Annotated in this window: 11 protein-coding genes; 5 read left to right on the forward strand and 6 right to left on the reverse strand. The window is 33.6% G+C overall.

What is annotated here, in order from left to right; all coding sequences use genetic code 11:
* Positions 1-82: 82 nt before the first annotated feature.
* The 4 genes from cmk to FEF17_RS12430 all read right to left on the reverse strand — a co-directional run bounded on the left by cmk (position 83) and on the right by FEF17_RS12430 (position 5,207).
* Entirely contained in the window at positions 83-784 is a 702-nt protein-coding gene (gene cmk, locus FEF17_RS12415; protein WP_139002738.1) for a (d)CMP kinase, read from the reverse strand.
* A complete protein-coding gene (gene porQ / locus FEF17_RS12420; RefSeq protein ID WP_139002739.1) occupies positions 781-1,806 on the reverse strand; it encodes a type IX secretion system protein PorQ in 1,026 nt (341 codons plus the stop codon). The genes cmk and porQ overlap by 4 nt, the downstream gene beginning before the upstream one ends.
* A 112-nt stretch (positions 1,807-1,918) precedes the next feature.
* Complete coding sequence (gene lon / locus FEF17_RS12425; RefSeq protein ID WP_139002740.1) at positions 1,919-4,369, reverse strand: endopeptidase La; 2,451 nt, start codon at positions 4,367-4,369, stop codon at positions 1,919-1,921.
* A 166-nt stretch (positions 4,370-4,535) separates the two neighbouring features.
* The gene (locus FEF17_RS12430; RefSeq protein ID WP_139002741.1) at positions 4,536-5,207 is read right to left on the reverse strand and encodes a rhomboid family intramembrane serine protease; all 672 of its coding nucleotides are present in this window, start codon (positions 5,205-5,207) and stop codon (positions 4,536-4,538) included.
* 55 nt (positions 5,208-5,262) lie between these two features.
* Here FEF17_RS12430 and FEF17_RS12435 point away from each other — a divergent pair, with 55 nt between their 5' ends.
* On the forward strand, positions 5,263-6,153 hold the full coding sequence (locus FEF17_RS12435; protein ID WP_139002742.1) for a lysophospholipid acyltransferase family protein: 891 nt from the start codon (positions 5,263-5,265) through the stop codon (positions 6,151-6,153).
* Position 6,154: 1 nt separating this feature from the next.
* On the opposite strand, the gene glmM is transcribed toward FEF17_RS12435, so the two are convergent.
* Positions 6,155-7,543: a phosphoglucosamine mutase gene (glmM, locus tag FEF17_RS12440; protein WP_139002743.1), complete on the reverse strand. Its 1,389-nt coding sequence runs from the start codon at positions 7,541-7,543 to the stop codon at positions 6,155-6,157.
* Between the two features lie 78 nt (positions 7,544-7,621).
* Between glmM and FEF17_RS12445 the strand changes: the two genes are divergently transcribed.
* From FEF17_RS12445 to FEF17_RS12455, 3 genes are all read left to right on the forward strand, one after another.
* Positions 7,622-8,212, forward strand: coding sequence for an acyl carrier protein phosphodiesterase (locus tag FEF17_RS12445; RefSeq protein ID WP_139002744.1), 591 nt, complete (start codon positions 7,622-7,624; stop codon positions 8,210-8,212).
* A gap of 12 nt (positions 8,213-8,224) precedes the next feature.
* Positions 8,225-9,928 carry a gamma-glutamyltransferase gene (ggt, locus tag FEF17_RS12450; protein WP_139002745.1) on the forward strand — a complete coding sequence of 568 codons (1,704 nt, stop codon included), beginning with the start codon at positions 8,225-8,227 and terminating at the stop codon, positions 9,926-9,928.
* 90 nt (positions 9,929-10,018) lie between these two features.
* Positions 10,019-10,723: a hypothetical protein gene (locus FEF17_RS12455; protein WP_139002746.1), complete on the forward strand. Its 705-nt coding sequence runs from the start codon at positions 10,019-10,021 to the stop codon at positions 10,721-10,723.
* Positions 10,724-10,738: 15 nt separating this feature from the next.
* On the opposite strand, the gene FEF17_RS12460 is transcribed toward FEF17_RS12455, so the two are convergent.
* A complete protein-coding gene (locus FEF17_RS12460) occupies positions 10,739-11,263 on the reverse strand; it encodes a DUF8685 domain-containing protein (RefSeq protein ID WP_139002747.1) in 525 nt (174 codons plus the stop codon).
* 123 nt (positions 11,264-11,386) lie between these two features.
* Between FEF17_RS12460 and uvrA the strand changes: the two genes are divergently transcribed.
* Entirely contained in the window at positions 11,387-14,218 is a 2,832-nt protein-coding gene (gene uvrA, locus FEF17_RS12465) for an excinuclease ABC subunit UvrA (RefSeq protein WP_139002748.1), read from the forward strand.
* Position 14,219 lies beyond the last annotated feature (1 nt).

Genomic DNA, 14,219 nt, shown 5'->3' on the forward strand with positions numbered 1-14,219 from the left:
CGTTTTTATTTATCATTATTACGACTAGTAGACTCTCTCTTAATGAAAAGATTATACTCTATGATCATAATGACTTCTTATATCATTCAAAACCCTCTAAGGTCATAGTAACCAATTGAAGTATTTTTTGAAATTGTTCCTCTAGTGATAGATTAGAATTATCAATTTCTATAGCATCCTCGGCCTTTACAAGAGGAGAATCAGCACGGTTAGTGTCTATATAATCACGATCAACTACATTTTTTAAAACATCATTATAGTCGACATTATCGCCTCTATTCAATAACTCATGATAACGTCGTTTTGCTCTAGTTTCGGCGGAAGCTGTCATAAATATTTTTAATTCGGCATCAGGAAACACAACAGTTCCAATATCACGACCATCCATTACAACACCTTTGTTTAAACCCATATACTTTTGTTGTTGCACCAGTTTTTCTCTTACTTCAGATGCGGTCGCAACCTTGCTTACAAAATTGGAGACTTCTAAAGTACGAATCGCTTTTTCAATGTTTTCATTATTTAGATAAACCTCGGCGAATCCAAGCGTTTCATTAAACTTAAAGCTTATATCAATATTATTCAATTTAGAAATTAATCCTTCAATATTAAAATGAAGTTCATCAATAAAACCATTTTGCATTGCAAAATATGTCACAGCTCGATACATGGCTCCAGAGTCAACATAAATATATCCCAGATAATTTGCCAATTGCTTTGCAACTGTACTCTTTCCTGTTGATGAGTACCCATCAATTGCTATGGTTATTTTTTTATTGCTCATCGCGGATTCAAATCAATTTGTAAACCGAAAAAATTAGAATTGGCTGCACTTGTATATTTTGCATGTGTATAGCTAAAGCGCATTTTATTCATTTTTATTGAAATTCCAGCTGAAAGTCCTGAAAAATTTCTTTGGTCAATAATACGTAATTCTTCTCCCCTTCTAAAATTATAGCCCAAACGAATATTAAAACCTCCCTCTGGAAACAATTCTGCACCCAAAATAGTGTGCCTAATAACTTGACCTAAAAAACCTATTTTTTCTGAAGACTGATTTCCACTTAAATCACTTGATGCTCGAGCAGGATTTGGTCTTGCAATAGGCCAATCCTGTAAATTCTCCAAAGTTACATGCCATCGTATAGGAACATGCTCTAAAGTTTGCGACATACCAAAATCTATTTCGAATGGCAATGGCTCATTTAAACCTGCATAAGTAGTAATTTGAGAGCCCAGATTTCTAATTGCTAATGCAGCATTAAAATCGATGTTATCATTAATATATATCAAGCCCAAATCTACAGCAGCTCCAAAGGAATTATACTGTTCTAATTTAGATGTTATTAACTTTAAGTTTGCTCCAAAGTAAAAATCGGAATATCCTAACTGCAAAGCATAACCAATAGATAACGCAGATTCGTTACCAGTAAAAGTTCCTGTAGAATTACCATCTTCATCATACCCATCAAAAGAACCGTAATTAATATAAGTTATTCCAGCATGAAAAGTTTGCGTACGTCTATCGACTGTATAGGCATAGGATGCTGTTCCATATCCAATATCTCCAAGATAACTTGTATAATTTAGCGCCAATTGATTATCCATTTCAGCATTAATTGTTGCAGGATTAAATAGTGCTTGAGTTACATCGTAATCAACATTGGTTAGTACCTTTCCTCCTAGCGCTGCTTGACGTGGTGACGATACCAAATTTAAAAATTGATACGTGGCCTCCCCACCCACTTGCGAATACAAAGAAAAACTCAAAAACGAGCAAAAAATTATGATTGTCTTTTTCAGCATATTTACGACACAAAGAAACTAAATCTATCTTAAAACGATACCATGTATCTTTTATTTTAAAACATAAAAAAACCTCGATTCATTTCGAGGTTTTTTTGCTTCTTATATCTAGTTATAATTTTTTTGCGCCTTTTACTTTTTGATTGGTTATAGCTATATTAATAACATCACTCATATCTGTAACATAATGAAAGGTAAGTCCTTTGAGGTACTCAGGCTTGATTTCATCTATATCCCTTCTATTATCTTCACAGAGTAAAATTTCCTTTATTCTAGCACGTTTGGCTGCTAAAATTTTCTCTTTAATCCCTCCAACAGGTAGTACCTTGCCACGAAGTGTTATTTCCCCTGTCATCGCCAAACTTTTCTTTACTTTTTGTTGAGTAAACAATGAAACTAGCGAAGTTAACATCGTAACTCCTGCACTAGGCCCATCTTTAGGAGTTGCACCCTCTGGAACATGAATATGAACATTATATTTCTCAAAGACTGATGAATCAATTCCAAAAGTTTCAGCATTTGATTTAATATATTCCATGGCAATAGTGGCAGACTCTTTCATTACTTTACCTAAATTACCAGTAATAGATAATGCGCCCTTACCTTTTGATAAAATGGATTCAATAAATAATATGTCACCCCCTACACGTGTCCATGCAAGTCCAGTTACCACTCCTGCTACGTTATTGTTTTCATATTTATCGCGTTCTAGTTTAGGGCCACCTAATACCTCAATAATATCTTCATTGGAAACTTTCACATTATACTCCTCTTCCATAGCTATATTTTTCGCAGCATAACGTACCATTTTAGCTATTTGTTTTTCCAGTCCACGAACCCCTGACTCACGTGTGTAGCCTTCAACTATCTTCTCCAATTGCTGCTTTCCAATACTTAAGTGCTTGTTTGTCAAACCATGCTCTTTTAACTGCTTTGGTAACAAGTGTCGTTTGGCTATTTCTACCTTTTCTTCTATCGTATATCCTGTTACATTAATAATTTCCATACGGTCTCTTAATGCCGGCTGGATGGTAGACAAACTATTCGAGGTAGCAATAAACATAACTTTAGAGAGATCGTACCCCATCTCCAAAAAGTTATCATAAAATTCACTGTTCTGCTCAGGATCTAAAACTTCAAGCATTGCAGAAGATGGATCGCCTTGATGTGAGTTTGAAAGTTTATCAATTTCATCTAAAACAAAAACAGGATTGGATGTTCCAGCCTTTTTTAAACTTTGAATTATTCGCCCTGGCATAGCACCAATGTATGTTTTTCTATGTCCTCGTATTTCAGCCTCATCCCTTAATCCACCTAAAGAAATTCGAACATATTCCCTACCTAAAGCTTCTGCTATCGACTTTCCAAGAGAGGTTTTTCCAACACCCGGAGGACCATATAAACATAATATAGGTGATTTCATATCGTTGCGAAGCTTTAAAACTGCTAAATACTCAATAATTCTTCGTTTAACATCTTCTAATCCAAAATGATCGCGATCTAAGATTTTTTTTGCACGCTTTAAATCAAATTTATCGGTGCTAAATTCATTCCAAGGTAAATCTAAAAACAACTCCAAATAATTCCTTTGAATTGAATACTCCGCAACTTGAGGATTCATTCGCTGCATTTTAGCTATTTCCTTTTCAAAGTGTTTTGCCACTTTTTCATCCCATAGTTTTTCCATAGCCTTGGCCTTCATCTCTTCAATTTCCTCATCATGACTTACGCCTCCCAATTCTTCTTGGATGGTCTTCATCTGTTGGTGTAGAAAATATTCACGCTGCTGCTGACTCATGTCCATTTGAACTTTAGACTGGATATCATTCTTAAGTTCTAATTTTTGAAACTCAACATTCATGTGCTTCAAAGTAGCTAATGCACGTTGTTTCAAATCATTCATTTCAAGTAACGACTGTTTATCGGCTACAGAAAGATTCATGTTTGAAGAGACAAAATTGATTAAAAAAGAACTACTCTCTATATTTTTAATGGCAAATGATGCCTCACTAGGAATATTTGGACTTTCTTTAATAATTTCTAAGGCCAAATCTTTTATAGAGTCAATAATAGCTGAAAACTCCTTGCTATTTTTGGCAGGTTTTGCTTCAGGAATATCTCTTATTGTTGCATTCATATAAGGATTCTCTGTAAGTACTTCTGCAACCTTAAAACGCTTTTTCCCTTGAATGATTACTGTAACATTACCATCTGGCATTTTTAAAACTCGCAGTATTCTTGCAACTGTTCCTGTTTCGTGAATTTCTTTTGCCGACGGGTTTTCAACAGCCTCATCTTTTTGCGCAACCACACCAATAACTTTACCTCCTTTATTGGCATCATTAATAAGCTTGATAGACTTATCGCGACCTGCCGTAATAGGTATCACCACACCTGGAAACAAAACTGTGTTTCTTAGAGAAAGAATTGGTAAAGTTGCTGGTAACTCTTCGTTGTTTATAGCTTCTTCGTCCTCTGGAGTCATTAATGGAATTAACTCTGAATTTTCATCAAATTCCTGTAATGACAAACTGTCAAGGGCAATAAAATTAGATTTTTTCATATATACAATTAGGTCAATCTGTCATTAAAACAAAACTGATCATTTTTTATGTCTTAAACTATATATTTTAAAACATTGAATATCAGCTACTTAAAAACAAATAAAAGTATTCAACAATACTATAAAGTCAATAGCTATGCCATAGCCATATTTCCAAACATGAATTTTATATTTTGCCCGCTTTCTTCAAACCAAACAAAAGAAGAATTGGTAATGCAAGCAAACCTATCATTAGTAAATTAGTTTCAAAAAGCCAGGGTGATAATATTAAGGTTATTACATAACCTCCAATGGCACCGCCAAAATGGGCATCATGCCCTATGTTACCTATTCTATTTTTCATGCCATAGATAGAATACAATAAATATCCAATACCTAAAACATAGCCTGGAATACCTAAATCCACATCACCAATTCTTGAAGGTAAAAAAAGAAAGTAATACTCGCGTTCTGGGTTTAATAGGATCGCAGCATATAAAATCCCGGTTACCGCTCCACTAGCACCCACAGCACTATAATGATATTCATTTTTATGAAAATACAATGACAAAAGACTACCAGCAACCAAACTTCCCATGTATATTATGAAAAAGCTATATTGACCTACTTCATAAATCACCTGTCCTGCAAAAAGATATAATGCGAACATATTAAAGAATAGATGGGCAGTATCAGCATGTAAAAAACCCGAACTTAGCATTCTAAACTGCTCGCCTCTCCTAATACTACCTATATTAAATTTATGCCTTTCGAAAAAGCCAAAATCGTTAAACCCCTTGTATGAAAGAATGACATTAGCAGCGATAATTATAATTGTTATTAAATCCAATTTACCCATATGGTTTAAACGTTTAAAGTCAAATAATATATATTTGCAAATCTAAAATTAATTCATGCAATTTCTAGCTTATATAATTGTTTATCCGTTTTTATGGTTAATTTCATTATTACCGTTTAGACTTTTATATCTTCTTTCCGATTTCGCCTTCGTATTCATATATCATGTCTTTGGATATAGAAAAAAGGTAGTTACTGATAATATGAAACTTGTTTTTCCTGAAATGTCTGATAAAGAAATTTCTATTATTCGAAATAAGTTTTACCACCATTTATGTGATATGATTCTGGAATCTATAAAATCCATTACTATTTCGGAACAAGAATTAATAAATAGATATGTTTTTACCAACCTAGAAGAGATTCATAAGTTAGAAAAAGAAAATAAAAGTGTTGTGTTGATGATGGGACATTATGGAAGTTGGGAATGGATTTTTATTTTACAAAAACATGTAAACCACAGAGGTTATGCTGTTTATAAACGATTAAGTAATAAGTATTTTGACAGATTAGTTAAACAAATCCGTGCTCGATATAATAGTTATTTAATTACCACAAAAGAAACATTTTCGACCTTAATCAAAGCAAAACAAAACAACGAACTAACGTTTAACGGTTTTGTTTTTGACCAATCACCGAAATTAGCAAAAGCGATTCATTGGCAATATTTTATGGGCATAAAGGTTCCTGTGCACGTTGGTGCTGAAATATTAGCAAAAAGACTTGATATGGCAACCGTTTTTTTGAAGGTTAAAAAGGTTAAGCGTGGTTATTATGAAGCGACATTTTCTGACATCATAAGAAACCCGAAGACCTATAATGATTTCCAGATTACTGATATTTCTTTAAAACGTGTTGAAGAGCAAATTTACGATGCTCCTGAATTCTATTTGTGGACACATAAACGCTGGAAGCATAGGAATGATGTACCTAAAGAATTTCAATAAATTAAATATTAGCGATAGAGCTAATTTCTTTTATAAAATTATCAGCTAAAGTATTTGCTTCTTCTTGAGACTTGGCTTCAGTATAAATTCGAACTATAGGTTCTGTATTGCTTTTTCGCAAATGTACCCAGCTTTCTTCAAAATCTATTTTAACGCCATCAATAGTGGTTAGTTGTTCATTTTGATATCGTGATTCAATTTCTTTTAAAATGCCATCAACATCTAAACCAGAAGTTAATTCTATTTTCTTTTTACTCATATAGTAATCAGGATAAATCTTTCTAAGTTCACTCACTCGCATTTTTTTATCTGCCAATAAGCTTAAAAATAAAGCGATTCCTACTAACGCATCTCGACCGTAATGCGATTCTGGATATATTATACCACCGTTACCTTCACCGCCAATAACAACATTATTTTTTTTCATTAAGCTTACTACATTTACCTCTCCCACAGCACTAGCTTCATAACTACCTCCATGCTTCTCTGTAACATCTCGTAACGCCCGTGTAGAACTCATATTACTAACTGTATTTCCCGGTTTTATACTTAAAACATAGTCTGCACATGCAACTAGAGTATATTCTTCACCAAACATATCTCCATTTTCATCCACAAAAGCTAAACGATCTACATCCGGATCCACCACTATACCAAAATCGGCACGCTCTTTTACAACATGTTTAGATAAATCTGTTAAATGTTCCTTAAGCGGTTCTGGGTTGTGAGGAAAATGACCATTGGGTTCACAATATAGTTTAATAACATCTACCCCTAGGCGTTCAAGTAACAATGGAATAACAACACCTCCCGAGGAATTCACACCATCTACAACGACCTTAAATCGTGCCTGCTCAATGGCCTTAACTGTAACTAACGGTAAATCTAAAACTTCAATAATATGTAAATCAAAATAGGCTTGGTTCTTTGTTATTTTCCCTAAATTATCAACATCTGAAAATTCTATATTATCACTTTCTGCAATCTCTAAAATTTTCGCGCCCTCTTCACCATTTAAAAATTCACCGTCTTTGTTTAAAAGCTTAAGCGCATTCCATTGTTTTGGATTATGACTTGCTGTTAAAATTATTCCACCATCTGCTTGCTCCATGGGTACTGCCATTTCTACCGTAGGTGTGGTTGAAAGGCCTACATTAACAACATGTATTCCTTGACCTACTAATGTATTCATTACCAGGTTTTGAATCATTTTACCAGAAATACGTGCATCACGACCTACAACGACTTTATAATTATCCTTCAGGCGTTGTTGCTTCACCCAAACACCATACGCAGCAGCAAATTTAACAACATCAAGAGGTGTTAAGTTATCACCAACATTTCCACCAATAGTACCTCTAATTCCTGAGATAGATTTTATAAGAGTCATAAAATAGATTTCAAATTAAATGACAAATATACAATTACAAAACCTTTTTTCTTAAATCCTATTTCGTAAATTACACCAATGAATTTTCTAGCGCACATCTATCTTTCTGGAGAAAACGATTTAATAACTATTGGTAATTTTATGGCTGACAGTATAAAAGGAAATAAATACCGAAAATACCCTGAAGAAATCCAAGTTGGCATTTTACTCCATAGACATATAGACACATTTACCGATACCCACAAGACTTTTAGAAGAAGCACAAAGCGTTTGCATAAAAAGTATGGTCATTATTCTGGTGTGATTGTCGATATATTGTATGATCATTTTCTTGCAAAAAATTGGCAAAATTATAGTGACAAGCCTCTGGATGATTATGTTCAAAATTTCTATGACTCATTGGAGGAAAATTTCGAAATATTACCTCTACGTATTCGAAAAATGATTCCATTTATGATTACTGATAATTGGCTTTTAAGTTACGCATCAATTGAAGGCATTACCAGAGTTTTAGAAGGTATGAACCGACGGACAAAACACCGTTCTAGTATGAATGAGGCCGTATTAGAATTAGAAACTTTTTATTCTGAATTTGAAAATGAATTTACTCATTTCTTTCATGAGCTTATTATTTCATCAAATAAAAAACTTATTGAATTAACTTCTTAATTTTTCTAAAATATGTATCGTATTTTACTTTTATTATTTGCGTTTACAGTTCTATATTCATGTAAAAAAGAAAGTCAATTAAATAATCATGTTGCGCCTAAAAGAGGACTGATTACTAAAAACGCTATGGTAGTATCTGCTCGAGCTGAAGCTTCACAAATAGGTAGTGATATTCTTAAAAAAGGAGGGAACGCTTTTGATGCTATGGCTGCAACCCAATTGGCTTTAGCAGTAGCTTATCCTTATGCTGGTAATATTGGAGGTGGCGGCTTTATGGTCTATAGAAAAGCTAACGGTGAAATTGGTGCTTTAGATTTTAGAGAAAAAGCACCCCTAGCGGCAACAAAGGATATGTATCTAGATGAAAATGGGGATGTTATTCCAGGGAAAAGCACCTTGGGAGCGATGTCAGTTGGTGTACCCGGGTCTGTTGCAGGTGTTTTCGCTGTTCATGAAAAAATGGGAAGCTTACCTATTGAGGATATTCTACAACCTGCAATAGAATTAGCTAAAAAAGGTGTAATAGTTACAAAAAAACAAGAAGACAAAATAAAAAAGTATATGCCTGGGTTTTTAAAAGCCAATAGAGATTCAACCCTATTTCATAAATTTTGGAAAGAAAAAGATACCATTAAATATGTGGCTTTGGCTGAAACTTTGTCTAGAATAATGTTGAATGGAAAAGATGAGTTTTATAAAGGGCAAACAGCTAAGACACTCGCCTCATTTATTCAAAATAATGGAGGTATTTTAACAGAAGAAGATTTAAATAAATATGCTGTTAAATGGAGGAAACCAACAACTTTTAAATATGATGACCTCAATATCATCTCCATGCCTCCACCTTCTAGTGGTGGAATTTGTTTGGCACAAATAATGAAAATGATTGAACCATATGATTTAAAAAAATATGGCCATAATTCGCTGAAAGCAATTCAATTAATAACTGAGGCTGAACGTCGTGCTTATGCAGATAGGAGTTTTTATTTAGGTGATCCAGATTTTGTTGATGTTTTTGAAAACACTTTAATAAATGAAACATATCTAAAAGAGCGTATGGCATCTTTTTCTTTCGAAAAAGCGACTAAATCTGATGATGTAACCCATGGCAACGTTCATGTTGTTGAAAGTGATGAAACTACACATTACTCCATTATCGATACTTTTGGAAACACTGTTTCTGTTACCACAACAATAAACGGAGCCTATGGTTCTAAGTTATATTGCCAAGAATTAGGTTTCTTTCTAAATAATGAAATGGATGATTTTAGTAGTAAACCTGGAATCCCTAATATGTTTGGTGTAACCGGTGGTGAAGCAAATAGTATTTTACCTGAAAAGCGTATGCTAAGTTCTATGACTCCAACTATTGTTGAAAAAAATGGTGAATTATTTATGTCTGTTGGTACTCCAGGAGGCTCTACAATTATTACATCTGTGTTGCAAACAATCCTAAATGTTCATGAATATAGCATGTCTATGCAAGAAGCCGTAAATGCCCCCAGATTTCATCACCAATGGCTTCCTGACGAAATTAGAATGGAACCAAATTCTTTTGATAAATCTCTTATTGAGAAATTAGAATTATTAGGCTACCCAATAAACGAGTCTAGGTCTCCAGTAATTGGGAAGATCGACGGAATACTTGTTTTGGATGACAAAAGGTTAGAGGGTGGTGCAGATCGTCGAGGGGATGATACGGCTGTCGGTTTTTAATGGTTTTACTTTCTTTACTCCAACATTGTTAGTAATTTAGCTAGACTTGGTCTTCAATATTTTCCATTGAATAACCTTGTTAAATTATTTATGACGTTTAAAAAAATAATAAAAATATCAATTGGGGTTGTTATATTTTTCACGTTACCTAGCCTTTTATTTTTTGGCTTTGTATATTTTAAATATAATGAAGACTTACCCTCTGGAATGCAAGGAGATCAAGCAGATTCTTTAGCTTACAAAATGCTGAATGCCTTAGACCATCAAGCGTTTAAGAATACCGATTACATAGAATGGACTTTCAAAAGAAGAAGACATTATAAATGGAATAAAACAGATTATAACTGTGATGTTCTTTGGAAGGATTATAAGGTAAACATTAATTTAACAGACCCATCACTGAATAAGGCTTATGTTCATGGTTTTGTAGTTGAGGGTGAAGTTGGTGCAGGTTTGATAAAGAAAGCAGTAAAATACTTTGAAAATGATTCTTTTTGGTTAGTTGCTCCATATAATGTTTTTGACGAAGGTGTAGAAAGACGCTTGGTAAATGGAAATGATTTACTTGTAACTTATAATGAAAGTAATTCATCTAAACAAAACTCATACTTATGGAAGTTAGATAAAGAAGGAAAACCAAATGCAGTTAAAATGTGGACTTCTCTCCTACCCATAGATGGACTTGAAGCTTCATGGACAGATTGGATTGTAACCGAAACTGGTGCACAGTTACCAACCAATCACAAATTTATATTTGGGAATCTTGGAATAGATAATATTAAAACCAAGCTATAGTATTTAATCAAATAATCACTTCGACCTTTGTCCAACAAAATTGTGATTTTTAGATTTAAAAAGTGTGTTGAAGCTTGTTAGACTTCCGTAAATTCTTGTTATATATTGCTGTAAATCTATTTTTCCTTGCTCGTCCAAATCACTCGAATTAATGCGTTGTTCCATAACACGTAGTCTATCTCGAACCATGGTTATTTTATGAAAAAAAGTGTTAATTGGCACTTCATATGGTTTTAAACTGGTATCAGCGGGTTGCAAAATAATCTTTCCACCTTTGTATTTTTCTGCAATAGGAACAACTTCACTAACATCACTCCACTTCCTTAATATTCTAACAAGACTACTCTCAACTTCAAAGAAACTAACGGTATCCACATCTCCGTCTGCAGCTTCTATAATTTCAAAATCACTATCTATATCAATCGTTTCTAATCCATTTTCTATAAATGTAACCCAATAATGAATTGAAGTTACGTTTGTAACAACACCTTTCCCATATTCTGGATGGTTAATTCTAGAACCTATACCTAATAATTTCATCTGTCAAAAAGTTTTATAAAGCTTACTAAAAATAATAATAATTGCATACAAGTATAATAAATCTGAAACTAATCTTCACAAGAATTTAACATCTAAAATTGTACCTTTGCAACTTTGCATTTTATGAGCCAATTTGAAGAACATATTGAGGTTAGAGGGGCTAGAGTCCATAACCTTAAAAATATAGATGTCTCAATACCAAGAGAAAAACTAGTGGTTATTACTGGTTTATCTGGTAGTGGTAAATCATCATTGGCTTTTGATACTATATATGCTGAAGGACAACGACGATACATTGAAACGTTTTCTGCTTATGCAAGACAATTTTTAGGTGGTTTAGAACGTCCTGATGTTGATAAAATTGATGGTCTTTCTCCTGTTATTGCTATTGAGCAAAAAACAACAAGTAAATCACCTCGGTCAACAGTTGGAACCATTACCGAAATTTATGATTTCTTAAGGTTACTGTATGCTAGAGCAAGTGACGCTTATAGTTATAACACAGGAGATAAAATGGTTAGTTATAGCGATGAGCAAATAAAAGCGTTAATTTTAAAAAACTTTCAGAATAAACGCATAAATATTTTAGCGCCTGTTATTCGTTCGAGAAAAGGACATTACCGAGAATTATTCGAACAAATTGCAAAGCAAGGTTTTCTAAAAGTGAGAACCGATGGTGAAATTAAAGACATCATTAAAGGCATGCGCCTAGATCGTTATAAAACACATGATATTGAAATAGTTATTGACAGATTAGTTATAAACGATACTGTTGATAACGACAAACGCTTAACTGAAAGCATAAACACGGCCATGTATCATGGAGACGATGTTCTTTTAATAATAGATCAAGACACTGGTGAGACAAGATATTTTAGCAGAAGTCTCATGTGTCCTACTTCGGGTATATCTTATCCTAATCCAGAGCCAAACAATTTTTCATTTAATTCGCCCAAAGGGGCTTGCAATACTTGTAATGGCATTGGTGATTTATATCAAGTCAATGAAGATAAAATTATCCCCGATGATAGTATTTCAATTAACGCTGGAGCCTTAGCACCTCATGGTCCTGCAAAAAACAGCTGGATATTTAAACAATTTGAAACTATTGCACAGAGATTTAATTTTAAACTAACAGATGCCTATAAAGACATTCCTAGAGAAGCAAAGGACATGATTCTTTATGGTGGTAACGATAAGTTTTCCGTAGAGAGTAAAACACTTGGTGTTACTCGAGATTATAAAATTGACTTTGAAGGTGTAGCAAACTTTATTGAAAACCAATATAAAACGGCAGAATCAACCTCTTTGAAACGTTGGGCTAAAGACTATATGGATAAAGTCAAATGTCCGCAATGTGAAGGTTCAAGACTAAAAAAAGAGTCGCTTTATTTCAAAATTAACAATAAAAATATTGCAGAATTATCTAATATGGATATTGTAGAATTGTCAAATTGGTTTCAAACATTAAATCAGCACCTATCGGACAAACAATTAAAAATAGCCGAAGAAATAATAAAGGAAATAAAATCACGTCTTCAATTTTTGTTAGATGTTGGATTGGATTACTTGGCATTAAATAGAAGTTCTAAAACTTTATCTGGTGGTGAAGCTCAGCGAATTAGACTAGCTACACAAATTGGTTCACAATTGGTTGGAGTCTTGTACATTTTGGACGAACCTAGTATTGGACTGCATCAAAGAGATAATGAAAAACTTATCAACTCTTTGGTTTCTCTCCGAGATATAGGTAACTCTATTATAGTGGTAGAACATGACAAGGACATGATTGAACGTTCAGATTATGTTATTGACATTGGTCCAAAAGCAGGGGAATATGGCGGCGAAATTATTAGTATCGGGACCCCAAAACAATTGAAAACCCATAATACTTTAACAGCTGATTATTTAAATGGTTCCAAAGAGATTGAGATTCCAAAGAAACGAAGAGATGGGAACGGAAAAACACTTATTCTTAAAGGATGCACCGGAAATAACTTAAAAAATATTTCGGTAGAATTTCCTTTAGGAAAAATGATTGGAGTAACTGGAGTCTCTGGTAGTGGTAAATCTACCCTTGTCAATGAGACGCTATACCCTATTTTAAATGCTTATTATTTTAACGGCGTAAAAAAACCGATGCCATACAAAAGCATTAAAGGTCTTGAAAATATTGATAAAGTAATAGATATTAATCAATCTCCTATAGGGAGAACACCTCGCAGTAATCCAGCCACTTACACTGGTACATTTAGTGAGATTAGAGCTTTATTTGCCAAAATACCTGAGGCTATGATTCGTGGATACAAACCTGGGAGATTTAGTTTTAATGTTTCAGGTGGACGTTGCGAGACGTGTAAAGGTGGGGGTTTACGAGTTATAGAAATGAATTTTTTACCTGACGTATATGTTGAATGTGAAACTTGCCAAGGCAAAAGATTCAATCGTGAAACGTTAGAAATAAAATACAAAGGAAAAAGTATTAGTGATGTTTTAAATATGACTATAAATGAGGCTGTTAGCTTCTTTGAGCATATCCCAAAAATTTATAAGAAGCTTAAAACAATAAAAGATGTTGGCTTGGGTTATATTACTTTAGGACAACAGAGCACTACACTTTCTGGCGGTGAGGCACAACGTATTAAGTTAGCCACCGAGTTAAGTAAGCGAGATACTGGTAATACCTTTTATATTCTGGATGAACCAACTACGGGGCTCCACTTTGAGGACATACGTGTACTCATGATAGTTTTAAATAAACTCGTTGATAAAGGCAATACGGTTCTTATTATAGAGCATAATTTAGACGTTATTAAAACAGTAGATCATATTATCGATATTGGATATGAAGGCGGAAGAAATGGCGGACAAATAATTGTAGAAGGAACGCCTGAATTAGTTATTAATCATAAAAAAAGTTACACTGCCAAGTTCTTGAAAAAAGAATTAAATTAGC

The organism is Hyunsoonleella aestuarii, assembly GCF_006148925.1.
GTDB classification, from domain to species: domain Bacteria; phylum Bacteroidota; class Bacteroidia; order Flavobacteriales; family Flavobacteriaceae; genus Algibacter_D; species Algibacter_D aestuarii.

Coding starts and splice junctions, on each gene's coding strand:
- cmk (WP_139002738.1), bottom strand. CDS start 784: ATGAGCAATAAAAAAATAACCATAGCAATTGATGGGTACTCATCAACA.
- porQ (WP_139002739.1), bottom strand. CDS start 1,806: ATGCTGAAAAAGACAATCATAATTTTTTGCTCGTTTTTGAGTTTTTCT.
- lon (WP_139002740.1), bottom strand. CDS start 4,369: ATGAAAAAATCTAATTTTATTGCCCTTGACAGTTTGTCATTACAGGAA.
- FEF17_RS12430 (WP_139002741.1), bottom strand. CDS start 5,207: ATGGGTAAATTGGATTTAATAACAATTATAATTATCGCTGCTAATGTC.
- FEF17_RS12435 (WP_139002742.1), top strand. CDS start 5,263: ATGCAATTTCTAGCTTATATAATTGTTTATCCGTTTTTATGGTTAATT.
- glmM (WP_139002743.1), bottom strand. CDS start 7,543: ATGACTCTTATAAAATCTATCTCAGGAATTAGAGGTACTATTGGTGGA.
- FEF17_RS12445 (WP_139002744.1), top strand. CDS start 7,622: ATGAATTTTCTAGCGCACATCTATCTTTCTGGAGAAAACGATTTAATA.
- ggt (WP_139002745.1), top strand. CDS start 8,225: ATGTATCGTATTTTACTTTTATTATTTGCGTTTACAGTTCTATATTCA.
- FEF17_RS12455 (WP_139002746.1), top strand. CDS start 10,019: ATGACGTTTAAAAAAATAATAAAAATATCAATTGGGGTTGTTATATTT.
- FEF17_RS12460 (WP_139002747.1), bottom strand. CDS start 11,263: ATGAAATTATTAGGTATAGGTTCTAGAATTAACCATCCAGAATATGGG.
- uvrA (WP_139002748.1), top strand. CDS start 11,387: ATGAGCCAATTTGAAGAACATATTGAGGTTAGAGGGGCTAGAGTCCAT.